The 26,836-nt window shown below is 60.8% G+C and carries 28 protein-coding genes; 21 read left to right on the top strand and 7 right to left on the bottom strand.

All coding sequences use genetic code 11. The features are described 5' to 3' along the window. The 7 genes from J2Y63_RS33515 to J2Y63_RS33485 all read left to right on the top strand — a co-directional run. The coding region (locus tag J2Y63_RS33515; RefSeq protein ID WP_435268380.1) for a formyltransferase family protein at nucleotides 1-363 on the top strand (363 nt) is incomplete at its 5' end. Between the two features lie 2 nt (nucleotides 364-365). Further along, nucleotides 366-1,313 (top strand): bifunctional methylenetetrahydrofolate dehydrogenase/methenyltetrahydrofolate cyclohydrolase FolD, encoded by a 948-nt coding sequence (folD, locus tag J2Y63_RS33510; protein WP_435269548.1) that lies wholly within the window; start codon nucleotides 366-368, stop codon nucleotides 1,311-1,313. Nucleotides 1,314-1,468: 155 nt separating this feature from the next. Beyond that, on the top strand, nucleotides 1,469-2,860 hold the full coding sequence (locus J2Y63_RS33505) for a cache domain-containing protein (RefSeq protein WP_256115392.1): 1,392 nt from the start codon (nucleotides 1,469-1,471) through the stop codon (nucleotides 2,858-2,860). Then, complete coding sequence (locus tag J2Y63_RS33500; protein ID WP_435269547.1) at nucleotides 2,857-3,501, top strand: response regulator; 645 nt, start codon at nucleotides 2,857-2,859, stop codon at nucleotides 3,499-3,501. Before J2Y63_RS33505 ends, J2Y63_RS33500 begins: the two co-directional genes overlap by 4 nt. 130 nt (nucleotides 3,502-3,631) lie before the next feature. Beyond that, the gene (locus J2Y63_RS33495; RefSeq protein ID WP_435269546.1) at nucleotides 3,632-4,180 is read left to right on the top strand and encodes a TRAP transporter small permease subunit; all 549 of its coding nucleotides are present in this window, start codon (nucleotides 3,632-3,634) and stop codon (nucleotides 4,178-4,180) included. An 18-nt stretch (nucleotides 4,181-4,198) separates the two neighbouring features. Continuing rightward, nucleotides 4,199-5,770, top strand: a complete 1,572-nt coding sequence (locus tag J2Y63_RS33490; protein ID WP_435269545.1) for a TRAP transporter large permease — start codon at nucleotides 4,199-4,201, stop codon at nucleotides 5,768-5,770. 66 nt (nucleotides 5,771-5,836) lie between these two features. Next, entirely contained in the window at nucleotides 5,837-6,952 is a 1,116-nt protein-coding gene (locus J2Y63_RS33485; protein ID WP_256115387.1) for a TRAP transporter substrate-binding protein, read from the top strand. Nucleotides 6,953-7,069: 117 nt separating this feature from the next. On the opposite strand, the gene J2Y63_RS33480 is transcribed toward J2Y63_RS33485, so the two are convergent. Then, nucleotides 7,070-8,293, bottom strand: a complete 1,224-nt coding sequence (locus tag J2Y63_RS33480) for a LysR substrate-binding domain-containing protein (protein WP_256115386.1) — start codon at nucleotides 8,291-8,293, stop codon at nucleotides 7,070-7,072. 111 nt (nucleotides 8,294-8,404) lie between these two features. Here J2Y63_RS33480 and J2Y63_RS33475 point away from each other — a divergent pair, with 111 nt between their 5' ends. Genes J2Y63_RS33475 through J2Y63_RS33445 form a run of 7 tightly spaced genes read left to right on the top strand, consistent with a single transcriptional unit; the run spans nucleotide 8,405 to nucleotide 14,884 of the window. Next, entirely contained in the window at nucleotides 8,405-9,139 is a 735-nt protein-coding gene (locus J2Y63_RS33475) for a PIG-L deacetylase family protein (protein ID WP_435269544.1), read from the top strand. After that, complete coding sequence (locus J2Y63_RS33470) at nucleotides 9,136-9,810, top strand: 4-carboxy-4-hydroxy-2-oxoadipate aldolase/oxaloacetate decarboxylase (RefSeq protein ID WP_435269543.1); 675 nt, start codon at nucleotides 9,136-9,138, stop codon at nucleotides 9,808-9,810. Before J2Y63_RS33475 ends, J2Y63_RS33470 begins: the two co-directional genes overlap by 4 nt. A 47-nt stretch (nucleotides 9,811-9,857) precedes the next feature. Then, nucleotides 9,858-10,742 carry an NAD(P)-dependent oxidoreductase gene (locus J2Y63_RS33465; protein ID WP_256115381.1) on the top strand — a complete coding sequence of 295 codons (885 nt, stop codon included), beginning with the start codon at nucleotides 9,858-9,860 and terminating at the stop codon, nucleotides 10,740-10,742. Between the two features lies 1 nt (nucleotide 10,743). Next, complete coding sequence (locus tag J2Y63_RS33460) at nucleotides 10,744-12,264, top strand: tripartite tricarboxylate transporter permease (RefSeq protein WP_256115380.1); 1,521 nt, start codon at nucleotides 10,744-10,746, stop codon at nucleotides 12,262-12,264. Between the two features lie 28 nt (nucleotides 12,265-12,292). Next, nucleotides 12,293-13,282 carry a tripartite tricarboxylate transporter substrate binding protein gene (locus tag J2Y63_RS33455; RefSeq protein WP_256115379.1) on the top strand — a complete coding sequence of 330 codons (990 nt, stop codon included), beginning with the start codon at nucleotides 12,293-12,295 and terminating at the stop codon, nucleotides 13,280-13,282. Further along, the gene (locus J2Y63_RS33450; RefSeq protein ID WP_256115378.1) at nucleotides 13,279-13,785 is read left to right on the top strand and encodes a tripartite tricarboxylate transporter TctB family protein; all 507 of its coding nucleotides are present in this window, start codon (nucleotides 13,279-13,281) and stop codon (nucleotides 13,783-13,785) included. Before J2Y63_RS33455 ends, J2Y63_RS33450 begins: the two co-directional genes overlap by 4 nt. 31 nt (nucleotides 13,786-13,816) lie before the next feature. After that, a complete protein-coding gene (locus J2Y63_RS33445) occupies nucleotides 13,817-14,884 on the top strand; it encodes a 4-oxalomesaconate tautomerase (protein ID WP_435269542.1) in 1,068 nt (355 codons plus the stop codon). 119 nt (nucleotides 14,885-15,003) lie between these two features. Here J2Y63_RS33445 and J2Y63_RS33440 read toward each other — a convergent pair whose 3' ends face one another. Both J2Y63_RS33440 and J2Y63_RS33435 read right to left on the bottom strand, forming a co-directional pair. Then, nucleotides 15,004-15,819, bottom strand: a complete 816-nt coding sequence (locus tag J2Y63_RS33440; RefSeq protein ID WP_256115376.1) for a transglutaminase-like domain-containing protein — start codon at nucleotides 15,817-15,819, stop codon at nucleotides 15,004-15,006. A gap of 76 nt (nucleotides 15,820-15,895) precedes the next feature. Next, nucleotides 15,896-16,792 (bottom strand): transglutaminase family protein, encoded by an 897-nt coding sequence (locus J2Y63_RS33435; RefSeq protein WP_435269541.1) that lies wholly within the window; start codon nucleotides 16,790-16,792, stop codon nucleotides 15,896-15,898. Between the two features lie 327 nt (nucleotides 16,793-17,119). Here J2Y63_RS33435 and J2Y63_RS33430 point away from each other — a divergent pair, with 327 nt between their 5' ends. Continuing rightward, a complete protein-coding gene (locus J2Y63_RS33430) occupies nucleotides 17,120-17,311 on the top strand; it encodes a DUF2934 domain-containing protein (RefSeq protein ID WP_369431621.1) in 192 nt (63 codons plus the stop codon). Between the two features lie 28 nt (nucleotides 17,312-17,339). Here the strand turns inward: J2Y63_RS33430 and J2Y63_RS33425 are convergent, their stop codons facing one another. The 3 genes from J2Y63_RS33425 to J2Y63_RS33415 form a co-directional block, all read right to left on the bottom strand. Further along, complete coding sequence (locus tag J2Y63_RS33425; RefSeq protein ID WP_256115373.1) at nucleotides 17,340-17,561, bottom strand: hypothetical protein; 222 nt, start codon at nucleotides 17,559-17,561, stop codon at nucleotides 17,340-17,342. 245 nt (nucleotides 17,562-17,806) lie between these two features. Then, the gene (locus J2Y63_RS33420; RefSeq protein WP_435269540.1) at nucleotides 17,807-18,055 is read right to left on the bottom strand and encodes a DUF6894 family protein; all 249 of its coding nucleotides are present in this window, start codon (nucleotides 18,053-18,055) and stop codon (nucleotides 17,807-17,809) included. 449 nt (nucleotides 18,056-18,504) lie between these two features. Then, nucleotides 18,505-19,482, bottom strand: coding sequence for a LysR family transcriptional regulator (locus J2Y63_RS33415; RefSeq protein ID WP_435269539.1), 978 nt, complete (start codon nucleotides 19,480-19,482; stop codon nucleotides 18,505-18,507). A gap of 62 nt (nucleotides 19,483-19,544) precedes the next feature. On the opposite strand from J2Y63_RS33415, the gene J2Y63_RS33410 reads away from it, so the two are divergent. From J2Y63_RS33410 to J2Y63_RS33395, 4 genes are all read left to right on the top strand, one after another. Continuing rightward, a complete protein-coding gene (locus J2Y63_RS33410; protein WP_435269538.1) occupies nucleotides 19,545-20,633 on the top strand; it encodes an NADH:flavin oxidoreductase in 1,089 nt (362 codons plus the stop codon). A 97-nt stretch (nucleotides 20,634-20,730) separates the two neighbouring features. Beyond that, nucleotides 20,731-21,597, top strand: a complete 867-nt coding sequence (yghU, locus tag J2Y63_RS33405; RefSeq protein ID WP_435269537.1) for a glutathione-dependent disulfide-bond oxidoreductase — start codon at nucleotides 20,731-20,733, stop codon at nucleotides 21,595-21,597. A gap of 92 nt (nucleotides 21,598-21,689) precedes the next feature. Then, complete coding sequence (gstA, locus tag J2Y63_RS33400; RefSeq protein WP_435269536.1) at nucleotides 21,690-22,301, top strand: glutathione transferase GstA; 612 nt, start codon at nucleotides 21,690-21,692, stop codon at nucleotides 22,299-22,301. Nucleotides 22,302-22,373: 72 nt separating this feature from the next. Then, nucleotides 22,374-22,712: a carboxymuconolactone decarboxylase family protein gene (locus tag J2Y63_RS33395; RefSeq protein ID WP_256115366.1), complete on the top strand. Its 339-nt coding sequence runs from the start codon at nucleotides 22,374-22,376 to the stop codon at nucleotides 22,710-22,712. Nucleotides 22,713-22,766: 54 nt separating this feature from the next. Here J2Y63_RS33395 and J2Y63_RS33390 read toward each other — a convergent pair whose 3' ends face one another. Further along, nucleotides 22,767-23,660 (bottom strand): LysR family transcriptional regulator, encoded by an 894-nt coding sequence (locus tag J2Y63_RS33390; protein WP_435269535.1) that lies wholly within the window; start codon nucleotides 23,658-23,660, stop codon nucleotides 22,767-22,769. A 120-nt stretch (nucleotides 23,661-23,780) separates the two neighbouring features. Between J2Y63_RS33390 and J2Y63_RS33385 the strand changes: the two genes are divergently transcribed. After that, on the top strand, nucleotides 23,781-24,392 hold the full coding sequence (locus J2Y63_RS33385; protein WP_435269534.1) for a glutathione S-transferase family protein: 612 nt from the start codon (nucleotides 23,781-23,783) through the stop codon (nucleotides 24,390-24,392). Between the two features lie 56 nt (nucleotides 24,393-24,448). After that, entirely contained in the window at nucleotides 24,449-26,515 is a 2,067-nt protein-coding gene (locus J2Y63_RS33380) for a 2Fe-2S iron-sulfur cluster-binding protein (protein ID WP_435269533.1), read from the top strand. Nucleotides 26,516-26,836 lie beyond the last annotated feature (321 nt).

Raw genomic sequence — 26,836 nt, 5'->3', positions numbered from 1 at the left:
TCGGATGCGGTGTGCAAGAAGATGTCGGGCCGCATCATCAACATCCACCACTCGTTCCTGCCGTCGTTCAAGGGGGCCAACCCCTACAAGCAGGCCTTCGAGCGCGGCGTGAAGCTGATCGGTGCGACGGCGCACTACGTTACCGAGGATCTCGACGAAGGTCCGATCATCGAGCAGGACGTCGCGCGCATCACACATGCGCAGTCGGCGGAGGATTATGTCTCGATCGGCCGCGACGTGGAGAGCCAGGTTCTTGCCCGCGCCGTGCACGCCCATATCCATCACCGCGTCTTCATGAACGGCAACAAGACCATCGTCTTCCCGCCGAGCCCCGGCTCCTACGCTTCCGAGCGCATGGGGTGACCGTGGTCGAGATCGTCGATGGGAAGCAGGTTGCCGCTTCCGTGATTAAGAGCGTGCAGTCGGCGACCGCCGCCCTGGAGAAGGATGCCGGCGTGAAGCCCGGCCTTGCCGTCGTCATCGTCGGCAACGACCCGGCAAGCCACGCCTATGTCTCCTCCAAGAGCCGAATGGCCAAGGAATGCGGCTTCACCTCCATCCAGCACACGCTGCCGGAGGAGACGACGCAGGAAGAGCTCGCCCGCCTCGTCGAGACGCTGAACGCCGACGAAAGCGTTCACGGCATCCTCGTGCAGCTGCCCCTGCCCAAGCACCTGAATTCCGAGCCGATCATCCAGTCGATCAGGCTGGAAAAGGACGTCGACGGCCTGCATGTCGTCAATGCCGGCAAGCTCGCGACCGGCGATCTCGATGGCGGCCTCGTCTCCTGCACGCCGGCCGGCGCCATGGTCTTCGTGCGCCGCACGCACGGCAACGATCTCTCCGGCCTCAATGCCGTGGTGATCGGCCGTTCGAACCTGTTCGGCAAGCCGATGTCGGCCCTGCTGCTCGCCGCCAACGCCACGGTGACGACCGCCCATTCGCGCACCAGGGACCTCGCCGCCGTCTGCCGCAATGCCGATATCCTGGTTGCCGCCGTCGGCCGTCCGGAAATGGTGAAGGCCGACTGGGTGAAGCCGGGCGCCACCGTCATCGACGTCGGCATCAACCGCATTGCCGCACCGGAGAAGGGCGAGGGCAAGTCGCGCATGGTCGGCGACGTCGCCTTCGAGGAATGCGCCAAGGTCGCCGGCGCCATCACGCCGGTTCCGGGCGGCGTCGGCCCGATGACCATCGCCATGCTGATGGCCAACACTGTCATCGCCGCCTACCGCAAGGCCGGCAGGACGCCGCCGACGTTCTGCACTGGCCCGTTTCTTTCGACCTGGCGCTTTATCAGGCGGTTAAATTAGTTGTCGGTGGTTCGATGCCACTAAAGAGCCAGAAGGCGAGATTGTCAGGCATCCAAGTTTTTCCAAGGCCCGTTCTGCTACATCAGACGAGGGACTGGCGTGAAGCCTTGGCTCGCTTTAGCTTTGCATTCTAAAAATTGCATTTGGAGGGTGCTGTGAACCTTCGTCATCAGATCGTCGCGCTTGCGGTAGTGCCGCTCGTCATCGCGATCCTCACCATTACTGCCTTCATCACTTGGCAGGCGACGAGCCTTGCCCAGAGCAGCATCGACACGTTCGAACGCAATATGCTGAAGGCGAAAGAGACCGAACTGCTCAACCTTACCAACCTTGCCCGCTCGGCGATCGAGGAGGTCTATGCTTCGGCGGATGCCAATGACGAAGAGGCTAAGGATCGCGTTCGTGGCATTCTAACGTCGCTCGATTACGGCAAAGACGGTTATTTCTTCGTCTATGACTACGATGGTAACAACGTCGTCCACCCGCGCCAGACCTTTCGGCCGGGGCACAATTGGATGGACCTGACCGACCCCGACGGCAACCAGGTGATTGCCAATCTGATCCAGAAGGCGAAGGAAGGCGGCGGGCTCTATCAGTACAAGTGGGAAAAGCCCTCGTCCGGGACAATGGCCGACAAGCTGTCCTTCGCAATGGGTCTTGATAAGTGGCAGTGGATGCTGGGAACAGGCGTCTATCTTGATGATGTTTTCGCCCAGACGGCGGCGGCGAAGGCCGACCTGCGGGAAAAGATCGGCCATACCTTTCTGGTCGTCGCACTCATCGCCGTACCTGCCGTGATGGTGGTCTTTGCCACCTGCATGCTCGTCACACTGCGTGAGCGGCGCTTGGCGGACGGCAAGCTGAAAGCCTTGACGCAACGCATCATCAACACCCAGGAAGAGGAGCGCACGAGGCTCGCCCGGGAACTGCACGACGGCATATCGCAAAACCTTGTCGGCGTGCGCTATGCCATCGACCTTGCCAGCCGTAAGGTCCGCAACCACACCGACGACGCCTCCAGCGCCATCGAAAAGGGGGTGGACGCACTCAACGGCGCTATCAAGGAGGTTCGCCGGCTGTCGCACGACCTGCGGCCACCCGCACTGGACGACCTTGGTCTTACCGCTGCGCTAACGGCCCTCAGCAGCCATTTTTCCGAACGAACTGGCATTCGTACCGTGCTGGAAGCCGATCCTGGCAAGGACAGGCTGAAGCCCGAGGCGAGCACCGCGCTCTACCGGGTGGCGCAGGAAGCCTTGAACAATATAGAACGTCATTCCGGTGCCCGCGACGTGCAGATCAGGCTCTGGAACGCCCGCGGACGAGCGCGTATGACAGTCACCGACGATGGAAACGGCTTTGAGGACAGTGTGGGCAGGACCAGGGACGGGCACCAGAACGGCCTCGGCCTGCGCAACATGCAGGAGCGCATGGCGCATTTCGGCGGCGTGCTGTTGGTCAAGAGTACATCAGAGGGTACCGTATTGACCGCCATGCTGCCGCTCTCGGCAAATGCGGATGCGGATAAACGGGCTGAAGCCGCGTGAGCGAGACCAAGCCGATCAAGGTTGTGCTCATCGACAACCACCCGCTGGTTCTCGACGGCCTGCGCGCCGTGCTCGAAACTTTTCCGCATATCGAGGTGGTCGGCACGGCGGGATTGGCGCTGACCGGGCTGGAGGTCGCGGTGAAGACCAATCCGGCGGTGGTGCTCATCGATATCAACATGCCGAAGCTCAGCGGCATCGACGCCATCGAATTGTTCAAGGTGAAGTTGCCGCATTGTCGCATCGTGATGCTTTCCATGCATGACAGCCGCGAATATATCTCGGCCTCCGTCCTGCATGGCGCCTCCGGCTATATCCTCAAGGACGTCTCGACCGACGAGATCGTCACGGCGATCGAGACCGTCGCGGCAGGGCGGACCTATTTCTCGTCCGGCGTTTCCGACGTTCTCCTCGAACGCCGACCGAGCGAGCCCGCCAACCCGCTCACCACCCGCGAGCACGACGTGCTGATGCTGCTGGCATCCGGCAAGAGCAACCGCGACATCGCCCAATCGCTTTCGCTTTCAGAGGCCACGGTCGAAACACATCGCAAGAACATCAAGAAGAAGCTTGGAATTTCAACGACCGCCGGCCTCATTCGCTATGCGATCGACAATGGTTTTAGTCTGTCCGACGGCTGAGATCTGCGCCTACCCACTACTGGGTAGGCGGTTTTATTTGGCGATCCCGCCCGTCTTGTTCCCCCAATAAGGACGCCATACGACTTCCGCGACGGTCGGCAAAGAGGTGCCGGCTGGGGAGGAATTCATCATGTCCGGCCTTTTGTCGCTGTCGCGCGCCATCGACGCGCTCAACACCTTTATTGGAAAATCGGTGTCGTGGTTGTTGCTGGCCGCGGTGCTGATCAGTGCTGTCAACGCCGTCACGCGCAAACTCTTTAACCTGAGCTCCAACGCGTGGCTGGAAGCGCAGTGGTACCTCTTTTCCGCCGTCTTCCTGATTGCCGCCGCTTACACGCTGCTCAGCAGCGAGCATGTGAAGGTCGATCTCATCTATGGCCACATGCCGCGGAAAGCCCAGCTCTGGGTGGAGATCCTCGGTACGATCTTCTTTCTGTTCCCCTTCTGCCTGATCACGATCTACCTCTCTTGGCCGATAGTGGTGTCGAAGTTCCTGAGTGGCGAGGTGTCGAACAACACCGGCGGCCTGCTTCTCTGGCCGGTCTGGGCGCTGATCCCCATCGGTTTCGGCCTGCTGACGCTGCAAGGCGTCTCCGAGCTCATCAAGCGCATCGCGATCCTGCGGGGCGACATGCCCGACGCGACGGCACTTGCTGACGCTGAAGCCCAGACGCTCTAACGCCAGGAACCTGATCCCATGTTTGCTTTCTTCGCGGAAAATCTCGCGCCCATCATGTTTCTGTCGCTGATCGTCGTGCTGCTGATGGGCTATCCTGTCGCTTTCGCACTCGCCTTCGTCGGCTTCGTCTTCGGCTTCATCGGCATCGAAATGGGCCTTCTACCGATCAACCTCTTCGGCGCCGTGCCCGACCGTATCTTCGGGCAGATGTCGAATGAAACGCTGCTCGCAATTCCCTTCTTCACCTTCATGGGATTGATCCTCGAACGAAGTGGCATGGCCGAGGATCTGCTCGATACGATCGGCCAGCTCTTCGGCCCGATCCGTGGCGGTCTTGCCTTCGCGGTCATCTTTGTTGGTGCCATTCTCGCAGCCACCACCGGCGTTGTCGCGGCCTCGGTCATCTCTATGGGCCTGATCTCACTGCCGATCATGCTGCGCTATGGCTATGACCGGCGCGTAGCGGCCGGGACGATCGCGGCGTCGGGAACGCTCGCCCAGATCATCCCGCCGAGCCTCGTGCTGATCATCCTTGCTGACCAGCTCGGCCGCTCGGTCGGCGACATGTACAAGGGCGCACTGGTGCCCGGCCTGCTGCTCGTCGGGATCTATGCCGGCTATATTATTCTCATGTCCTACCTGCACCCCGCCAGCGTCCCGGCGCTGCCGCCGGAGGCCCGCACGCTGCGCGGCTGGAAGCTCGCCCGCAAGGTGGTCACGTCGCTCGTGCCACCGCTCGTGCTGATATTCCTGGTGCTCGGCACGATCTTCATCGGCGTTGCGACACCCACAGAAGGCGGCGCGATGGGGGCGGTTGGCGCACTCATTCTGGCTGCGGGCAACCGGCGTCTCGACCTCTCGATGATGAAGTCGGCGCTCTACGCCACGGCAAAACTCTCGTCCTTCGTCATCTTTATCTTGCTCGGCGCTCGCGTCTTCTCGCTGACCTTTTACGGCGTCGACGGCCATATCTGGGTCGAGCATCTGATGACTTCGATCCCTGGCGGGGAAATTGGTTTCCTCATCGTCGCCAACTTGCTGGTCTTCTTCCTTGCCTTCTTCCTCGATTATTTCGAGCTGGCCTTCATCATCATCCCGCTTCTGGCGCCGGTTGCCGATGCGCTCGGCATTGACCTCATCTGGTTCGGCGTGATGCTGGCGATCAACATGCAGACCTCGTTCATGCATCCGCCCTTCGGCTTCTCGTTGTTCTACCTGCGCTCCGTCGCACCCAACCGGGCCTATAAGGACAGGGTGACCGGGACGACGATCCAGCCGGTGACCTCGGGCCAGATCTACATGGGCGCCCTGCCGTTCCTCGGAATCCAGCTGTTCATGGTCGCTGTCGTCGTGGCGTTCCCGGGCCTCGTCACCCACTACAAGTCCGGCGCGACCGCGGTCGACCCAGCAACCATCCAGCTCAACGTGCCGATGCCGGGCGCCGAGGGTGAAAACCCGTTCGGAACGCCGACACAGCCTTTCGGTGCACCTGAATCGTCCGACGACAGTTCGACGCCGTCCTTCGGAACCGAGACGCCCGAATTCGGTTCGCCGCAGCCAAGCTTCGGCCAGCCTGCCCAGTCCAACTAACCCAAACCAACGGTCCGATCGGACATCCGTGCCGGCCGGTCCACGCAGCCACCTGAGGAGGAAACGATGACTGACATTCTGAACCGCCGCAACTTTCTGACCAAGGGCGCGCTCGGCGGCGCCGCAGCGGTCGCCGGCGCATCGCTCGCGGCACCCGCAATCGCCCAGGAACTGCCGACCCTGAAATGGCGCCTGACATCTGGCTTCCCGAACAACCTCGACACAATCTATGGCGGCGCGGTCGTCATGGCGGAAGCGCTGTCGAAGATTACCGAGGGCAAGTTCCAGATCCAGGTCTTCCAGGCCGGAGAACTGGTGCCAGGCCCGCAGGCGATAGATGCGGTGCAGAGCAACACCGTGGAAATCGCCCATACCTGCGGCTACTATTTTACCGGCAAGAACCCGACCTTCGCGATCGGCTCAACCATCCCCTTCGGCCTCAATGCCCGCCAGCAGAATGCCTGGCTCTACCATGGCGGCGGCAACGAGCTTTATGACGAATTCCTGTCGGAATACGGCATCGTCGGCAAGCCGGGCGGCGGCACAGGCGCCCAGATGGGCGGCTGGTTTCGCAATGAAATCAAGTCGCTCGACGACCTGAAGGGCATCAAGATGCGCATTGCAGGTGTCGCTGGCGAAGTCATGTCGCGCCTCGGCGTCGTGCCGCAGCAGCTTCCGGGTGGTGACATCTACCCGGCGCTCGAACGCGGCACGATCGATGCCGCCGAATGGGTCGGTCCCTATGACGACGAACGCCTCGGCTTCTACCAGATCGCTCCCTACTACTATTACCCTGCCTATTGGGAAGGCGGTTTGACGATCCACTTCTTCATCAACAAGGCCCAGTACGAGGCACTGCCGGAAGCCTACAAGGTCGCGCTCGACACCGCCTGCAAGGCTGCCAACATCAACATGCAGGCGCTCTACGACGTGAAGAACACGACCGCGATCCGCTCGCTGGTCGGCAAGGGCGTCAACCTTCGCCCGATGCCGCGCGACGTGATGGACGCCGCCTACAAGGCGACCTTCGAGCTCTATGCCGAATATAGCGAGAAGCACCCGGCCTGGGCGAAGATCTATCCGAGCTGGAAGAAGTTCCGCGACGAATCGTTCGAGTGGTTCCGCGTCGCAGAATACAGCTATGACAGCTATATGTACGCCGCGCAGGCCGCAGGTAAGTAGTACTCGTACTGTCTTGTGACCAGGCCGGTTCGGTAATTAAGTCGTAGGGTGAAGACCGGCACTCGTCGTTAGGCCCCGTTGGCATTCGCGATCGAGCCAGGAAAGCATGGCAGCGTTCTAGGGCGACGCTGCCATGCGGATGTGATCAAGGAAAGTGGATTGTAGCCTGCTCGGCAGCCAGTTTTCGCGTACTGTGATGCCGATGGTGCGCGTGCCGAGACGCTCACGCACATCCTGCGCAACGGCCACACAGGTCAACAGGCCTTCGCGTTCCTCGATGGCGATCTGACGGCGGGAAAGCATCGACAGGCGGTCGCTTTCCAGGATGATGGCGCGGGTAAGGATGAGCGAGCTCGTCTCGATGCTGGCGCGGGGCGAAGTGGGGCATTTCTCGAACAGGGTGTCGAAGGCGGCGCGAATGGGAGTTCCCGGCCGCTGAGCTACCCATTCCTGCCGCGCGAGGTCATCGAGCGATGCGCCTCTGCGGTGCGAAAGAAGCGGGTGCCCCGCCCGACCGACGATCGCATAGGGATCGTCGAACAACCCTTCCGTTCGCAAGCCCGCCAGATCGCTACCCGAGCGCAGTGCACCTATGAGAATATCGCTCGCCCCGACACGCAACTGCTGGGACAACAGTTCGTAAGAACCATCCATTACTTCGATCCGGGCATTTGGATGGGCCGCCAAAAGCGGATTGATTGCGCGAGCCAAGAGCAAAGTGCGGGCAAGCGGCAGGCTCGCGATCTTGATCCTTCCCTCCATGCGGCCTTCCAGTTCCTTCAGCTCGTCGCCCGCTTGTTCCAGCTCGGTGAGAGCGACCTGCCAACGCATGGCGAGGCGGCGACCGAGAGTGTTCGGCGCCACGCCGCTTGGGCTGCGAACCAGAATCGCTTTTCCGACATTGGCCTGTAATTCGTGGAGCGTTCTGTGCAGCGCCGCTGCTGAGCTGCCGCCGGCGCGTGCCGCCTCGGCGATCGAGCCGCTGCCGGCGAGCGCGATCAGCGCCTCGATCTGGCGAAAGCTGATGCGGGCGAGGGTCTTGGAGATCAGCGCGGGGTCGCGCTGCGAACTGGCACCTAGCGCCTGGCCGAGCGCAGAGGCGAACTGTTCCTCCATGCGCCGCAAGCGCGCCAGGAGCACTTCGCCGGCGGTTGTCGGCTGGCTGCCAGCGGCATAGCGGGCGAGAAGCTTCGCGCCGAAACGCATTTCGATTCCAGCCAGCGCCACAGAGATAGAGGGCTGCGAAACATTCAGCTCCGCGGCCGCCCGGTTGAGGCTGCCCGTCTCGCAGACCTGCATGAAGGCGCGCAGGTGGCGAAGATTGAGGTCGGTCGTGATCATGCTGGTATCGTAAGCTGATTCGCAAAAAACTATAACAAGCAACGGCTTTCGTATTAGCGCCGGGAACCCGATCGGTGCGAGTGTGACCCTCGAAAATGGAGGAGCATGATTATGCATCAGAAAACCGGACTCGTTGTCAGCGCCCATTCCGCCGACTTCGTCTGGAGGGCTGGCGGCGCGATCGCGGCCCACGCAAAGCAGGGTTACAACGTCACCGTCGTATGTCTGTCGTTCGGCGAACGCGGCGAATCCGCCAAGCTGTGGCGTAAGCCCGGCATGACGTTGGAGGCCGTGAAGGCTGACCGCAAGCGCGAGGCAGAAAACGCCGCCAGGGCCCTCGGCGTCCACGACATCCAGTTCTACGATCTGGGCGACTATCCCATGCAGATCACGTCGGAAGCATTTGACCGGCTGGTCGATCTCTATCGCGAGATCCGCCCGGAATTCATGCTGACCCATTCCCGCCAAGACCCCTACAACTTCGACCACCCGATGGCGACCGAGTTCGCGCAGCATGCACGGGTCATCGCGCAGGCGCATGGCCACCGACCGGATGTGCCCGTGGTCGGTGCTCCACCGGTTTACCTCTTCGAGCCGCACCAGCCGGAACAATGCAACTGGAAGCCCAATTTCCTTCTCGACATCACTGACGTCTGGGAGAAGAAGTTTGCCGCTATCAAGTGCATGGAGGGCCAGGAACATCTTTGGGAATATTATACCCGCGTGGCCCTGCAGCGCGGTGTGCAGGCCGCGCGCAACTCCGACTACAAGGTCACCTATGGCGAGGCCTATGAGGCGGTCTTCCCGCACGTCACCGGGACGCTCGGCCATGGAGCGCTGGCATGAATGTCGTGCACCGGAACATCGTGCGGCCGCCGCTTAACGTCGTCGATGCGCTGGCGGAATGCGGCACGGCAACTGTACATGAAGCCATGGGCCGCGTCGGCCTGCTGCAATCCTATATGCGGCCGATCTGGCATGGCGCCCGCGTGGCCGGTACGGCGGTGACGGTCTCGATCCCGCCGGCGGACAACTGGATGCTGCATGTGGCGGTGGAGCAATGCCAGGAGGGCGACATTCTCGTCGTCGCTCCCACCTCACTGTGTGATGCCGGCTATTTCGGTGAACTGCTCGCGACATCGCTCAAGGTGCGTGGCGTGCGTGGCCTGGTGATCGAAGCGGGCGTTCGCGACGTCGCGGAACTCGAGGAGATGGGCTTTCCCGTCTGGTCGCGTTTCGTCTCCGCGCAGGGCACGGTCAAGGCGACGCTCGGCTCCGTCAACGTCCCGATCGTTTGTGCCGGTGCCAGTATCGCGCCCGGCGACGTCATCGTTGCGGATGACGATGGCGTGATGGTCGTGCCGAAGACCGAGGCGGAAGCCGCACTGCAGGCATCCAAGGCGCGGATGGAAAAGGAGCGGCAGACCCGCGAGCGGCTCGCCGCGGGCGAGCTGGGTCTCGACATCTACAAGATGCGCGAGGCGCTTGCCGCCAAGGGGCTGACCTACATCGATTGATCGAAAGCCGGGGAAGGTGGAGGAACCTTTTCCGCACGGGAGGACGAATGACCACGATTGCTTTCATCGGCTTCGGCGAGGCAGCACAATCCATCGCCGGCGGCCTCAACAACCGCAACGCGGCGCGGCTTGCCGCCTACGACCTGCGCTTCCGAGACCCGACAACCTCGGCTGGCCTGCGCGGTATCGCATCCGAAAGGGGCGTGCAGCCGCTCGACGACATTGCGGATATCGCTTCGGCGGATGTCGTGCTGTCGCTCGTGGTCGGCGCGGCGACCAAGGCCGTTGCAGCCTCGGCCGCTCCCTATCTTTCGGCAAACGCGATCTTCATCGATCTCAACTCCGTGGGTCCCGATACCAAGGCGCTTGCCGCAAAGGAAATCGAGACCGGCAAGGGCAGCTTCGTCGAAGGTGCCGTGATGGCTCGGGTGCCACCCTATGCGGAAAAGGTGCCGATCCTGGTAGCCGGAAAGCGGGCGGGTGAGGCGGCCGAGCGGCTGAATGCGCTCGGGATGAATCTCGAGGCCGTCGGCGACACGCCCGGCCAGGCCTCCTCGCTGAAGATGATCCGCTCGGTGATGATCAAGGGTGTCGAAGCGCTGCTGATCGAGGCGCTGTCGTCGGCGGAGCGGGCTGGCGTCACCGAACGCATCCTCGATTCCGTTGGGGAAACCTTTCCGGGGCTCGACTGGCGGCAGATCGCGGACTACTACCTGTCGCGAACCTTCGAACACGGCGCGCGTCGCGTGACCGAAATGACAGAAGCGGCCGAAACCGTCGAGTTGTTCGGGCTGAAGGCTTCCATGTCGCGGGCCGCCTGCGAGACGATCGCCAGCGCCCACGCGGCGATGAAGGATCAGGGCCTTGCCGTGACGGACGGATATCGCGGTTTCGTGCCCGTGCTGGCACGCCGCCTGGCAAAGGACCTCTGACATGGATGGTATTATCCAGTCGCTCGGCGTCATCTTCTCCTTTTCGGGCCTGGCGGTCCTCATTATCGGTGCATTGCTTGGCATCGTCATCGGCGCGCTTCCGGGCCTCGGCCCATCGATCGGGTTGAGCCTGCTCATTCCCTTCACCTACAATCTCGGCCCCGAGCTCAGCATGCTGATGATGATCTCGCTCTATACCTCGGCCGAGTATGGCGGTTCGATCAGCGCGATCCTGCTCTCGACGCCCGGTACGGCCGCCGCCGCCGCCACCGCCATCGACGGCTACGCCATGGCCCGTAAAGGCAAGGCGAACGAGGCGATCTCGATTTCGCTCACCGCATCGACCGTCGGCGGCGTCTTCGGTGGCCTTGCCCTGCTGCTGCTGGCCATGCCGCTGGCCTCGCTCGCCCTCAAATTCGGCCCAGCGGGATATTTTGCCGTCGGCATTTTCGGGCTCACGTCTGTCGCGGCACTTTCCGGCGGCTCGCTGGTCAAGGGGCTTGTCTGCGCGGCCTTCGGTCTCGCACTCGCGACGATCGGCATCGACCCCATTGCCGGCACGCCGCGCTTCACCTTCGGCCTGTTCGAGCTTTATGAAGGCGTGCCGTTCCTTGCCGCTCTTATCGGCCTTTTCGCTGTGTCGGAAGCGCTGGTGATGATCGAGAACCGTGTGGCGGCCGCACCTGTCATCAAGGACAAGGTCGGCCATGTCTTCATGTCCGGCGCGCTGTGGAAGGAAACCTGGCGCTCCATGCTGTCTGGTTCGGTCATTGGCACGCTGCTCGGCATCCTGCCCGGCGTTGGAGGCAATATCGCCTGTTGGGTCGCCCGCGATTATGCGCGGGCCCGCGATCGCCGTCCCGAAGAATTCGGCCATGGCTCTGCAAACGGCATCGCCGCGCCCGAAGCCTCCAACAACGCGACCGTCGGCGGGGCGCTCGTTCCGCTTCTCGCACTTGGCGTGCCGGGCTCGCCGACGACCGCCATCATGGTTGGCGCGCTCATCATGCATGGCCTACATCCCGGCCCGCAGCTCTTCACCGAAGCGCCCTCGCTGGTCTATGCGATCCTCTTCGGCACGATTATCGCGTCGCTCGTGCAATATGCCGCGGGCTCGCTGTTCCTGCCGCTGATGGCGCGGGTGATGCGCCTGCCGGATGCGGTGATCGCGGTCGGCATCATGGCCTTTGCCGTGCTCGGCGCCTTCGCCATCCGCAACCTGATGTTCGACGTCTACCTGATGCTTGGTTTCGGCGTCGTCGGGTATCTCATGAAGAAGCTGCGCTTCCCCGTCGCGCCCATCATTCTCGCAATGGTGCTCGGCTATCTCGTGGAATCCAATTACCGCACAGCGCTGGTTTCCTCGCAGGGCGACTACATGATTTTCATCACCGATCCGGTCAGCCTGTTGTTCCTCGTCCTCAGCCTCGTCAGCCTGCTGACGCCGCTATGGCGGCGGCTCCAGAAGCGCCGCGTGCGGCAGGTCGATGTCGACGAAACGGCGAACGGCACTGCCCGCTGATCAAAAGTTCAACAGGAGGAGAAGACATATGACCATCAACAGAAGAACGTTCGGCACGCGCGTGGCGGGGGCAGCCCTGGGACTGGCGCTCGCCCTTTCAAGCGTCGCTTTGCCGGCCCCGGCCATGGCGGCCGGTTTTCCGGAAAAGTCCGTGACACTTGTGGTCTGGGCGGGTGCCGGGGGAGCGCTCGATACCTATGGCCGCAAGCTCGCCGAGCTTCTGGAAAAGGAATCCGGCTGGAGCGTCAAGGTCGACAACCGGCCGGGCGGCAGCGGTGCGGTCGGCGTTTCGCAGATCATGACCCAGCCGGCGGACGGCTACAACATCCTCGTCTTCACGGGAACGCTGACTTTCGGAATCGCCCAGGGCCTCATTCCCTTCGAGCTCAAGGACTTCCGCATGCTGCGTGCCATGCAGTCGGAGCCATCCTCGCTGGCGGTATTGTCCGACAGCCAGTTCAAGTCCGTCGACGACTTCGTGAAATACATGAAGGAAAACCCGAGCGGGCAGAAGGTCGGCGGCCATGCGCCCGGCGGCTTCCACCAGTATATGCTCTACCAGCTGATGAAGTCGGGCGGCTTCGAGAGCGGCTGGATCCCGCATGACGCCTCCGGCAAGGTGACACTTGCGTTGCTCGGCAAACATATCGACGCCGCGATGATGACGCCATCGACCGGCCTTGCCCAGGTCAAGAATGGAGAGATCAAACTGCTCGGCGTTTCCACCGACAAGCGCAGCGAATTCCTGCCCGATACGCCGACCTTCAAGGAGCAGGGCTACGACATCGAAGGCGCGGTCTGGCGCGGGATCGCCGTGAAGGCTGGAACGCCCGACGATGTGGTCGAATCGATCCAGGCGGCGGTCGATAAGGTCACTGCCTCGGCAGACTGGAAGAAGTTCCAGACCGAGCAGTTCCAGGACAGCCCAGACTGGAAGGAAGAGGAATTCACCAAGCGGGCTGAAAGCGACCTCACCAACCAGCTCGAATTCCTGAAAGCGAACGGATACGCCCAATGACGAACCAGGCTTCGGCTGTTCCGGGCTCCCACCTCTCCCCCGCGCCGGGGGGAGAGGCCACCCGCAAGCACTTCTGGCAGAACCTCGTCGCGGCCTGCATTTCCATCGCGTGGAATGCGAGCTTCCTCTTCATGAGCCTCGCTCTGCCTGCCGGTCATTCGCGCGGCGATGTTGGGCCGGGGTCATTGCCGATGCAGGTCTCCGTCTTCGGCCTCATCGTCTCGGCGGTCTATCTGGTGCAGGTCCTGCGCGGCATCGACCTCGGTGGTTCAAGCGACAGGATCGACGTGCCGCGTGTTGCCGGCCTGCTCGGCCTCTTCGTTGCCGTGGCGCTCAGCGCGAACTGGATAGGCCTTGCGCTCTGCCTCGGTATTGGCACGGGCGTGGCGACGCTGCTCTTCCCCGGGGAAAGGCCGTTCGTGCGCGCGATCGCGACGGGTGTCGGCTTTTGGGCGATTGCCTATGGGCTGTTCGGCAAGCTGCTCGAACTGCCGCTTCCCTGAACTTGAATAGAGATCGATAGGAGTGACGGACATGACGCCGGATGGCATCGCGTGCATGATGATGAGGGGTGGCACGTCGAAGGGGGCCTATTTCCTCGCCGACGACCTGCCTTCAGACCCCGCGGAACGCGACCGGCTTCTGCTGCGCATCATGGGTTCGCCCGATCCGCGCCAGATCGACGGCATCGGCGGCGCGGACCCGCTGACCAGCAAGGTAGCAGTCGTGCGGGCCTCGACCCGGCCGGATTTCGACGTCGACTACCTGTTCCTCCAGGTCTTCGTCGACCAGGCGCTCGTAAGCGACAGCCAGAACTGCGGTAACATCCTCGCCGGCATTGGCGCGTTTGCAATTGAACGCGGGCTCGTCAAGGCCCAAGAGGGTGAGACCGTCATCCGCATATTCATGGAGAACACTGCACAATCCGCCGTCGCGCGAATCCGCACCGAGAACGGCCGGCCGGTCTATGCCGGCGAGGCACGCATCGATGGCGTTCCGGGATCGGCGGCGCCCGTCTACCTTGCCTTCACCGATGCTGCGGGTTCAAGTTGTGGCGCATTGCTGCCGACCGGTTCGGCCGCGACCGAGATCGACGGCGTGACCTGCACGCTGATCGACAACGGCATGCCCGTTGTCGTCATGCGCGCCTCGGATTTCGGACTGACGGGTTATGAAAGCCGCGAGGAGTTGGAAGCGAACGAAACGGTCAAGGCGCGCGTCGAGCGCATCCGGCTTGCAGCCGGTCCATTGATGAACCTCGGTGACGTCGCGAAAAAATCCGTGCCCAAGATGACGCTCGTCGCCCCGCCGACCAGCGGTGGCGCCATCATGACCCGCAGCTTCATTCCCCACCGCGTGCATGCCTCCATCGGTGTTTTCGGTGCGCTGAGTGTGGCGACGGCCTGCATGTTTTCTGAAAGCCCGGCAGCCTCCATGGCGGTGCTTCCGGAAGGCGAAGTCAAGACCGTCGCCGTCGAGCATCCAACGGGCCAGATGGACATCCTGCTACGGCTCGACAAGGATGCATCGGGCGGGCTCGGTGAGTGCTCGTTCCTGCGTACCGCGCGCAAGCTGTTGGATGGGCAAGTCTTTTTAAAGTGAGGTCACCAGATGTGGATCCGCACAGCGACGTCGGATTTTGCGTCTGAGAAAAGCTGTTGTTCCGGGGTCGTTCTCCTTCAACGCCTGCAGTTCTCGACTTCGCATTTTCAAATGCCCTTCTAGGCAGCGTGGGAAATCTCTTCTGTCACGACTTCGAAGCGGGAGAGAATTGCCGGTCCGAAGGCGGTTGTTAGCGCCACATCGGTGGCGTCCCGGCCGGTTGCCATCAATATACGGCCGATGCGGGGCGTGTTGTGCCGCGCATCGACGGTATGCCAGTGCCCTCCGAGATAGACTTCGAACCAAGCGCTGAAATCCATCGGGTTTGGGTCTATCGGCACGCCGATGTCGCCGAGATAACCCGTGCAATAGCGGGCCGGAATGTTCATGCACCGGCAAAGCGTGATCGCGAGATGGGCGAAGTCGCGGCAGACGCCTGTCTGGTCGGCATATCCGCCGGAGGCAGTCCTCAACGGATCCGCCTTCTGGTAATCGAAGGCGATATGGTTGTGGACGAAATCTAATATGGCCTGTACCCGCGGCCAGCCGAGCGGAGTGGCTGAAAACGTCTCCCAGGCGAAATCCGCTAGATGGTCGGTATCGCAATAGCGGCTGCCGAGCAGGTAGACCAGAACGTCGTCCGGCAAGTCCTTGATGTCATGCTGGAAGGCATTTTCCGGCACGGGATCGGGCTGTCCACTGTCATAGATTTCGAACCTCGTGGAGATCGTGGTCAGCCCCGGCGGCGCAACGATCCGGCTACACGCATTGCCGAAGCCATCGATGTAATCCCATGTCTCGATCGGCCGATCGAAACTCAGCACCTGTTCCGTGAGAAGATCCGGGCGGCGTGATGGGTGGATGTTGAGGACCAGCAGCATCGGCGTCGCCTGCTTGCATTCATAGCCGACGTGAAACCCAGCACGTATTTTCATGTTCGCGTCCTTTGGAGGAGGAAGTTTTGCCAACGAGGCTGTCGAGTGCAACGCCCGGAAAACGCGGGAGTTCCACTCATCCATTGTGTTTGGCATCCTGATCGTCGGTCGTAACATTAACCTGCACGGACATATTCTCGAAGTCGGAGGCTCTGCCGTCGTAGCTGCCCCAAAGGGGGATGGCCTGTCTGGGATCGCGCGCAACGCCGACGCGGATGAGGTCGCGGTTGCCGACGATGCCGTTGGTCGGATCGAACTCCACCCAACCCGCGCCGGGCAGATACACCTGGCACCAGGCATGAGTTGATCCCCCGCCGAGCGTCGTTGAGCCGTCACGATCGGGAACGTAGATGTAACCGGTGACGAAGCGTGCTGCGAGGCCGAGCGATCTCGCCGCTTCCATCATCAGCAGCGCGAAATCCCGGCAGGTGCCGTGCCGAAGTTTTAGCGTCTCGAGCGGCGCCTGCGTTCCGTGCGCCATGCGCCGGGCATAGGCAAAGCCCTCATGGATCGCGTAACACATCGTCATCAACAGATGGCCGGTTTCAGTGGGCTGTCCGATCTTCACAAACTGCTGTGCCCATCTGGCGATCTCGCCATCGGGATCGGGGTAATGGCGCTTGATTGTACTTTCCAGATCTGGCGCCTCTTCCGCGTCATAGACAAAAGGATAGGTCAGGGCCCTCTCGTCGATCTGCAGATCCATCGCCGCCTGCGGCGTGTGCTCAAGGCGGATGATCGTTTCGAAGCGGAGGTTACGCGAGGTTTGGGAAAAACCGACGAGCGCGACGCAATTGCCGAAAACATCGAGAATCCAACGGATACGATCTGGTTGCGGTTCCACAGAAAGGCGAGAATTCAGGAGTGTTTGATCGAAACTATCCCTCGGTCGAAACAGCAGTCGATGTTCACCAAACGCCACGCGCCTCTTGTACTGATACGTGGTGACATGCCGGACAGAAAATATGGTCATACAATCACCAATTGTGGAGGCGCCACCTCGAAACCGATTGCAGTTTAATAGAGGTCGATCCAAAGACGATACGTAGCAGACTCTTGTGGTCGAAGCTTCAATTGTCCGGTCGCTTTCGCTTCGAAGCGAAATCCACACGCGAGCGAATTGAGAGTTAGGCAGAACGCGTCGTGAATTTGCAGCGGGAAATTGATTGGAACTTCTACTAGGAAACGGCGTTCGTCTTCCCAATCAAATGGAGTTCCATCATGAACCGAATTATCTATATTGTCGGCCTAGTCGTCATCGTCCTTGTCGTGCTGTCTTTCCTCGGTTTCAGGTGACACCATGGGCGACGAACGCGACAGGCGCATCAAGGCGCGTGCCTTTGAAATCTGGCAGCAGGAGGGGTCGCTAGATGGGCGCTCTCTAGGCCATTGGCTTCAGGCCGAAAAAGACGTCGATGACGCGGAGCGTTCTGTCGATGGAGCCAGTCCTTCAACGAATCCTAGCCTTCGCACTTTGAACGGTAAAGCCTAGCGGCGACGATTTTCGTTCCGCGCTGCTTTCACCGCTCGAAATCGGGGTCGGCTAGGTGTGGTGGTATTTCGGTTGTTTCGCCTGCGGCCAACCGAAATAATTCGATATAGCGCGCCCGTTCTTCATTGATCGCTTCCACAATCATTTGCACGGGGTCCTTTTGACCGCGTGCGAGGTGTCGAGCTGCAATGTTCCAGGCCGCGCGTTCAATGCTAGAAATCTGCTCTTCGGCATTGCCAGATATTTCCACGCCCTCCTCCTATACGTTCGGGTGTGTAACCTGACTAAATAAGCTTGCGCGAAATTGACCTCAACTTATGCGGATTACGAGTGGGAAGTTTGAAGGTGATCCACAAATAGGAAACGAGCGCCCGAGGCGGATAGGGCGCTCGCTTGTTTGGCCGTGCGTTAAGACGCTTTGATCTGAGCATAACAGCTCGCACTGCAACTTGTTCCGCCGCGTCTGACTATCGAAGAGATATCTTCTCCGCGGACCTAGGCTTCATGGACGCCGTGGGGAATGACCTCCATAACGAGCCGCACAGTGATGAGCGGCACGTGGTTTTCGTCCTGAAGTTCGACCGCAAGGCAATCGAGCTTGCCCCGAGGGAGTCCGTCAAACGCGATTTCCGCCAGGAGTAATTTGGCCTCGCTCTCCGCTTCGTCCAGCCCGGAAAATTCGAAACTTCGATCCGGCTGAAACACGTCTTCCTGATCCTGGATCTTGAAGTAGAATTTGGCCATCGGTCCCTCCATGCTACCTCAGCGGATAGACAATGACGAATCCGTCGCAACGTTCCCCCTGATCGCTGCGAAAAGAGCCGACGCAAGTGTGCCGGCGACGTGCGTGATGGAGCGCGGCTGCGGGGACGACCGCCCAAGATGGAATCGGTGACCACAGTCTGTACGCTCAGGCGCTTTTGAAGAACCTCGAAACGCTAGGCCTCGCCGACTGCTGAAATGATGACCATGCGTCGGCGCCTGTGGTCGGAAAGACGAATGATCGCATGTTCAGCCGAGGCTTCCGGGTAACCCGTGCGTTGTAATAAGATGTTGCGCCCTCTTGTGTCGATGAATTGTCGAGAGAATCTCGCGAGGGGTAAGGGTCTCACGTTGTAGGTTCATATCCCTTCAAGGGCTTAGTCGAGCAACTGTCGAGGGTCGCCGTGTGATCGATAAGCCGACATCGCCGCTTACCCGAAATTTGCGTGTAATCCATTTCTAATCGCTTCGGTCATGAATTTGACGAACGCTGACAGTTTTGGTGGCGGGGTCTTGCTTCGGGGCCACAGCAGCCGGAAGGCGCGTGTCCGTTTCTGGGAGCCGGGAAGCACCTCCTGAAGAACACCGGTACGGATTCGGGCTGCTACCGCGAAGTCCGGAAGCCACGCGATCCCATGCCCCGCTTCGGCAAACCGGATCAATGGCTCAAGCGACGTTGCCGCCAGAGTCACCGGCAGCACCATCCCCTCCGGAACGATGGGATCCCAGCCTCCGAGCTTGCCGGTGTCGTAGAAGCGGTGGTGCAGGAGACGGTGATTGATGAGATCCGAAGCTATGCGCGGCTCTCCAAATCGCGCGATGTAGCTTGGGGCGGCCACCAAAAGGTTCGAAAACTCACCGAGCTTCACATGCATGAGACGACTATCGGTGACTTCGCCGGATCGGATCACCGCATCGAAACCGTCATCGATCACATCGACCATGCGATCGTTGAAATCAAGATCAAGCTCGATCTCCGGATATTTTTCCGAAAATGCGCCCAGCAACGGTGTCAGAAGATCGAGAGAAAAGGGAACAGCCACGCGAAGTCTTCCGCGTGGCGCTGCGGTCGTGTGTGCAAGTTCGGCTTCGGCAGCCTCCATTTGCGACAGGATGTGACGGCAACGATCGAAGAACATCTCGCCTTCCGCGGTCAATCTGATCGCGCGCGTCGAACGGTGGAAGAGCCGAACGCCAAGCTGCTCCTCCAGCTTGGCAATGGTCTTTCCGATTGCCGAAGAGGACAGTCCAAACTGCTGACCTGCTAGCTTGAAGCTGCGTAATTCTGCCGCCTGAACGAAGGCTGACATCGCACTCACGCTTTCCATTCTGATCTTCATGGCATCCAGTTTGTCCGCAATGTTCGGAAATGCGGCTTGTTTATCGGTCTTGTCGACTTCGATAGTCAAGGGACATGCCGTCGCCATCGTTGCCGTCGCGACGAAAGACACTGCCACCGGAGACGTTTTCGATGCCGCATTCGCACTTGTTTGAACCCCTTACGTTTCTGCACGGGCCGCCGATGCAAAATCGCTTCATGCTTGCACCGCTCACCAATCAGCAAAGCGAACACGACGGTACCGCGACCGAGTTCGATTTGGACTGGATCCGGCAAGTCGCTCGGTCCGGCTACGGGCTGGTGCATACCGGGGCGGCCTATGTCGAGGGGTGTGGCATCGCCTACGAGCGGCAGCTCGGCATCCAAGATGATGCGGAACTATGGGGCCTGACACAGATGGCGTCCGCGATCCGCGAGGGCGGCGGATTGTCGTCGGTGCAGCTTCACCATGCCGGTCATCGCGCCAATCCACGGCTCGGAGGTATTCCGTCGCCGGCATCTGGCCGGACGCTGCCCGGGATTTCGGCGTTGACCACGGAGGCAGTCGAGCGGATCCGCGACAGCTTCATCGCGGCTGCCAAACGGGCCCAGCTTGCAGGTTTCGACGGTGTTGCGCCGCATGGCGCATTCGGGTGGATCCTGTCGGAGTTCCTGTCGCCGCTGATGAACGACCGAAAGGACAAATACGGTGGCAGCATCGAAAACCGAGCCCGGCTGACGATAGAGATCATCGAGGGTATCCGGCGTGCCTGCGGACCGGATTTCCAGATCGGCTGGCGCCTTTCGGTCGAACGCTATGGCCTTCTGCTGGAGGAACTTCGCGAGATCGTTTGGGAAATCCTCGACCGGGAACTGATCGACTATCTCGATCTCGCGCTGTGGGATTCTGCCCAGATCGTCGGGACGGGAACGTTTCGCGGAAAACGCATGCTTAGCGTCTTCACCGAAATCCCCCGTCGGGGTGTCCGCGTCGGCACGGCTGGAAAGATCATGAGCGCCCGGCGCAGCGCAGAACTGCTCGAGGAAGGGTGCGATTTCGTGTTGATCGGCCGCGCCGGCATCCTCGAGCGCGATTTCCCGCTCCTCGTCAAAGCCAACCCGCTGCACGAGGGCCCAAAACTGCCGGTAACCGCGCAATTTCTGCGCGACGGTGGTCTGAGCGAGCGCTTCATCAACCACATGCGCGGATGGGAAAGCTTTGTCCGGCCGGGCAGCCCGTGACATCAGCCGCTTAGGGCTCGAGCAGCTCCCCCTTCAAAATCAGCAACCAACAAGCTTTTCAGAACGTCCCACTCATCGTGGGCGAAAGGAGAATGTCATGAATGCCTCAGAAGAAAACCTGCCGGCAGGTTACGTGCCACCGAAGGTCTGGTCTCAGAAACAGACTTATGGCGGCGTCTTCGGCACCAGCAACCGGCCGGTGTCCGGCGCCAGGTACGAAAAGGCACTGCCCGTTGGCGAGCACCCTTTGCAGCTCTATTCGCAGGGCACGCCCAACGGCCAGAAGATCACGATCATGCTCGAGGAGCTATTGGCTGCCGGGCATACCGGCGCCGAGTACGATGCCTGGCTGATCGATATCTTCGAGGGCGACCAGTTTGGAAGCGGGTTCACGGCCATCAATCCCAATTCCAAGATTCCGGCACTTGTCGATCGATCGACGGAGCCGGCCACTCCTGTCTTCGAGAGCGGCTCGATTCTCGTTTATCTCGCGGAGAAATTCGGCGCCTTCCTGCCGACCGAGCATCGCGCCCGCACAGAAGCGTTCAACTGGTTGATGTGGCAGGTGGGAACGGCGCCCTTTGTGGGCGGTGGCCTCGGCCACTTCTATGCCTATGCGCCGTTCAAGATCGAATACGCGATCGACCGCTACGCGATGGAGGTCAAGCGTCAGCTACATGTGCTGGACACGCACCTGGCGCGCCACGAATTCTTGGCCGGCGATCAGTACACGATCGCCGACATCGCCGTCTGGCCCTGGCAACCGGGCAGTCTTTATGGCGTCTACAACACTCATGAGTTTCTGAACGTCGAGGAATACAGGCATCTTTTGCGCTGGTACCGCGCGATTGCTGCCCGCCCTGCCGTGGCGCGGGGGAGGATCGTCAATCGTACGTCCGGAGGGCCTAGCGAATTCCTGCGGGAACGCCACAGCGCTGCCGATCTCGACGCCCTGTTCCGATAGCGCAGGCCATTTCACGCTGAACTGCAGATATCTCCCATTCAATCAAAGCGCGGGCAATCCCGCCTGCGCGAAGTCTTATCCATGGAGTGAATATGAAGCTGTATTACGCCACTGGTTCCTGTGGGCTTGCCCCGCAGATTGCCCTGCGGGAAGCCGGACAGACATTCGATCTCGTCAAAGTCGACTTCAAGACGAAGACGACCGTCGAGGGAAACTATTTTGAGGTGACGCCAAAGGGTTTTGTGCCGGCGCTCAAGCTAGATGACGGCGAGGTGATCACCGAAGGTGCTGTCGTCCTACAATGGATCGCCGATCACAATCCCGATCGCGGGCTCCTGCCGGCGCATGGATCCGCTGAGCGCTATCGAGCCCTGGAATGGCTGAATTACATCGCGACCGACATGCACAAGGGCTATGCGAACCTGTTCTACCCCCATCTGGACGACGCCTCGAAGTTGAGGTTCATCGAAGGAAATCTCGCGACCCGCTTCGCCTATCTGGACGATCACTTGTCCCGCAACGACTATCTGCTGGAGAGTGGTTTCTCGGTTGCCGACGCCTATCTCTTCAACATCCTGACCTGGTCGCACCGCGTGAACGTCGATCTTTCGGCCTATCCCGCGATCCGGCGCTTCATGGCGCGCATGGGCGAGCGCCCGACGGTACGGGCATCGCTCGAGGCCGAGGGGGTAATGCTCGGCTGACCACAGATCGCATTCACATCCTCGACTACAGGTCACAGCACTGGCGATGGCCGACCAAAAAGGAAATCTCAAATGGACTGGAATGAAAATCGTACGAACCTTCTGGCAAATGTCGGCGAGTTGCAAAAACTGTCACCCGACATTGTGAGAGGCTACCTCACGATATCGGGCGCGGGCCGCAAGACCGAGCAGATGGATGAGAAGACGCGTCAACTCATCTCCCTTGCCGTCGCCGTCACCACGCGCTGCGACGGATGCATCGCAATCCACAGCGCCGAAGCGCTCAAGTCTGGCGCCACCCGCGAGGAACTGGCCGAGGCGTTGAGTGTGGCGGTCGCGATGAATGCGGGTGCGGCACTGGTCTATTCGACCCGTGCGCTTGAAGCCTTCGGAGCGGCCGAACACGGCTGAGGCGGTCGATATCAAGTTGCGAGCAGCTTGCGGGCCCCGATACCAACTGTTCCGCTATGACAGGACTGCCCTGAGCCGTGGAGTGGCAAAATCTAGAAACGTCCTGAGCTTCAGCGGCATCAGGCCTTGTGACAGATGTACGAGTTGTACCGGCGACGGATCCAACTCGAAGTCTTCAAGGACGGGCGCCAGCAAGCCCGCCTCTACGGCACGTCGTGCCTGATAGGCTATGACACGGGTGATACCAAGACCGGCAGAGGCGGCATCCACCGCCGCCTCTGCCGTGTTGACGGAAAGGCGTGACCGGATAGGCGTGGACATCTCCTGCCGCCCGTCACGGAATGTCCAGAACCGGTTTGACAGCAGTCCTTCGAAGGAGATGCAGTCCAAGTTCGCTAGGTCGCGCGGGTGGGTGGGGCCAGGATTGCGCCTCAGATAATCCGGATTGGCATAAACGGTCGTGCGGATCGAGCCGAGGCGGGTGGCGATCAGGCTGCTATCTGCCAGATGGCCGATCCGAAGCGCCACATCGATCTGCTCGTCGGCGAGGCTGACCGACCTGTCGCTCATCGTCAGGCGGATATTGATGTCGGGAAACGCCTTTAGGAAATCCGTGACGACGGGCAGCACATGCAGGCGGCCGAAGACGATCGGCGCCGTTATCGTCAAGTCCCCGCGTGGGGCAATATATTCACCTGATGCTCGGCGTTCGGCCTCCTCGACGCGCCCAAGGATTTCGCGGGCGGCTCCCACATAACTTTCTCCTGCCTCGGTCAAAAGGATCTTGCGGCTGGTGCGTGTGATCAGGCGAACCCCGAGATGGGCCTCAAGCTCGGAAATCTTGCGGCTGACGGTCGGGAGCGGCGAATGCAGCGCACGAGACGCAGCCGAGAGACTGCCGGCCTCGACCACGGCGATGAACACGGACATGGCGTCGAGACGATCCATCGATCATTCCAGAATTCGAGAGGATACCTTTTCAGATATCAATCTACTACAGAAATTCGGATGCCAATAGTTTCCTTGCTGTCATCGACGCTTTTGTTCAGCACTTCAAAGGAGCCTTCCATGAAACTCTACAATTTCCCACTTTCCGGTCATGCGCATCGCGCTCTCCTGTTCCTGTCGCTTCTTGGCGTCAAGGCAGACATCGTTGACGTGGATCTCGCAAATGGTGCTCATAAGGCGCCGGATTTCCTGAAGCTCAATCCGTTCGGTCAGGTTCCGGTCCTTGACGATGACGGTGTCATCGTCGCTGATTCCAATGCCATCCTCGTTTATCTGGCCACCAAGCTCGGCCGGAAAGACTGGCTGCCCGATGATCTCCAGTCTGTCGCGACTATCCAGAAGTGGCTCTCCGTCGCTGCTGGCGAGATCGCTTACGGTCCTGCCGCGGCTCGCCTGATCACGGTGTTCAAAGCCGACTTTCGCGCCGACGAGGTGATTGCCCGCGCTCACCACATTCTGGGTCTCGTCAACGCCGAACTCGGACGGCATCGGTTCATCGTCGGCGACCGACCGACTATCGCCGATGTCGCACTCTACAGCTACATCGTCGGCGCGCCGGAGGGGAATGTCGATCTGACGCCGCACCCGGAAGTCCGCCATTGGCTTGCCCGCATCGAAGCACTGCCGGGCTTTGTGCCTTTCCCCAAGACGGCAATCGGTCTCGCGGCCTGACGGTGTGGGCGCGGCCGGCCCGTTCCGGCCGCATCCTCTTTGGAGAAGGAGGCGTTATGTTTCAAAAATCGGATTTGTCGGAGGCCACTCCAGCCCCTTCTCCCTGGCACGAGGGTGAGCTTGAATTGCAGCGCCGCGCTGGCGTTGCCGAGCAAATGGATAGGGTCGGGCGCAAATTCGTGCGGCATTTCTTGCTCGACCAACATCGCGAGTTTTTTCCGCTCATCTCATTCATTGCCATCGGAACCGTCGATCACCAGGGCGTTCCCTGGGCGGCGATCCGTTGTGGCGAACCGGGTTTTCTGCATTCTCCCGATCCGCAGACCTTGGAGATCAATGCAATCCGCGATCCCGGCGATCCGGCGGAAGAGGGTATGGATGACGGTGATCCTGTCGGGTTGCTTGGCGTCGATCTTATCACGCGACGCCGCAACCGAATGAACGGTAGGATCGTCCGCAGCGGAAATGATAGGTTTTCGGTCGCTGTCGACGACAGCTACGGGAACTGCCCGCGCTATATCCAGAACCGGCATTTCCGGTTCGTCAGAGATCCGGCCGAAATGTCGTCGTCAGCGTCCCTCGTTTCGGACCGGCTGGACGACCGTGCGCGGCAAATCATAACGGCGGCCGATACGTTCTTCGTGGCCTCCTATACAGACCGCGAAGGCGAGGGCCGGCAGGTCGACGTCTCCCATCGCGGCGGCCGGCAGGGCTTCGTGCGCATCGACGCGGACGGCGGGCTTACCATTCCGGATTTCAACGGCAACCTGTTCTTCAACACGCTCGGCAATTTCCTTGTCAATCCGCGCGCTGGCCTGCTGTTCATCGATCATGAGACAGGCGATACGCTGCAGATTGCTGGCCGAACCGAGGTCATTCTGGATAGTCCGGAAACTGCGGCCTTTGAGGGTGCCGAACGGCTCTGGCGGGTCATCCCCGAACAAGTGGTGTTGCGGCCAGATGCGCTGCCCTTGCGGTGGACATTTGCGGACGACGGAATGTCGCCAAGCATTATGATGACCGGCACCTGGCAGGAGGCGGAGGCGCGCCTTCAGGCGGCCGCCAAGGCGAAGATATGGCGGCGGTTCCGCATCGAGCAGATCGTTGCCGAAAGCGCAACAATCCGCTCCCTGCATCTGGCGCCGGTGGATGGCGAGGCGCTGATCCCGTATCTGGCGGGGCAGCATTTGCCGATCCGGATCGCCGATGGCGGCGAATTCATCCGTCGTAGCTACACACTGTCGAGTGCGCCCTCTGATGGTTATTACCGATTGGGCGTCAAGCGCGAGGGCAGGGCGTCATCACTTCTACATGCTATGCGGGAGGGGGACGAGATTGAGGCCCTGGCGCCGGCCGGTGCCTTCACCATCGATGCGATGGAACGCAGTCGACCGGCCGTGTTGTTGGCTGCAGGCATTGGCATTACGCCGCTGCTGTCCATGCTGCGCCACGTCGTTCGTGAGGGTGACAGGACGCGCCATCGCCGCCCGGTTTGGCTGTTCAGATCATCGCGCACGCTTGAAGAGAGGGCTTTTGATGCCGAGATTGCCGAACTGGTCGAGCGCGGGCAGGGCTCCGTCCAAGATGTCCGGGTTCTGAGTGGTTCCGCATCTGCCGACGTGGAGAGGTATGACGCCGCAGGCCGCATCGACATGGAGTTGCTGAAGGCGCATCTGCCGTTTGGTGACTACAATTTCTATCTCTGCGGGCCTGCTTCCTTCATGCAGGCGATCTATGACGGTTTGCGGCGACTGAACATTGCCGATGGCAGGATCCACGCCGAAGCCTTCGGGCCATCCGGCCTAAAGCGTGAGGCAGAACCAGGTCCGCGCGCCGCTCCCGCCGTACCCGCGGCCACAGAGCCTGTCCGGGTGATCTTCGCTCAATCGGGAAAGGAGGCTCGCTGGAAGCCGGATGGCGGGACCCTGTTGGAACTTGCCGAGCTGAGAGGATTGACCCCGCCTTTCGGGTGCCGGGCTGGTAACTGTGGGGATTGCAGGACGAAGATCTTAAAAGGCCAAGTCAGTTATCAATCGAACCCTGCCTACGCTGTCACGGACGACGAAGCCTTGATCTGTTGCTCGGTCCCGGCGGCCGGCGGCGACCTACATGTCAATCTCTGATCTTGTCCATGTCTTTAAGCCGACGAAATCTCGACGCGTTACTCCTTCCTATTCATGGGTCGTCGGTTCAGATTTCTTCGAGAGCTTAGTTTGCCTGAGATGGTCTGGAGCCGCGAAAGGATGGCCGCTCGTGCCGCGTGTGAACTTCAAGACGGATTTCACGTCAATCTCGGCGCATTCACCGTTGCCCGACAGGACGTCCCTTCGCTTTCGCTGATCAAAATGGCTGAATAGCCCCGAGTTTTGTAGACACCCTCGGGTTAGATTTTCTGCTGCCTTTCGAACTCAACGGGCGACAGCATTCGGTTTCTGACGTGCTTG

The organism is Shinella sp. BE166, assembly GCF_051201095.1.
Lineage (GTDB): Bacteria > Pseudomonadota > Alphaproteobacteria > Rhizobiales > Rhizobiaceae > Shinella > Shinella lacus.
The sequence above is the reverse complement of the archived record's forward strand: the minus strand, read 5'-3'. Positions and strand labels throughout refer to the sequence as shown.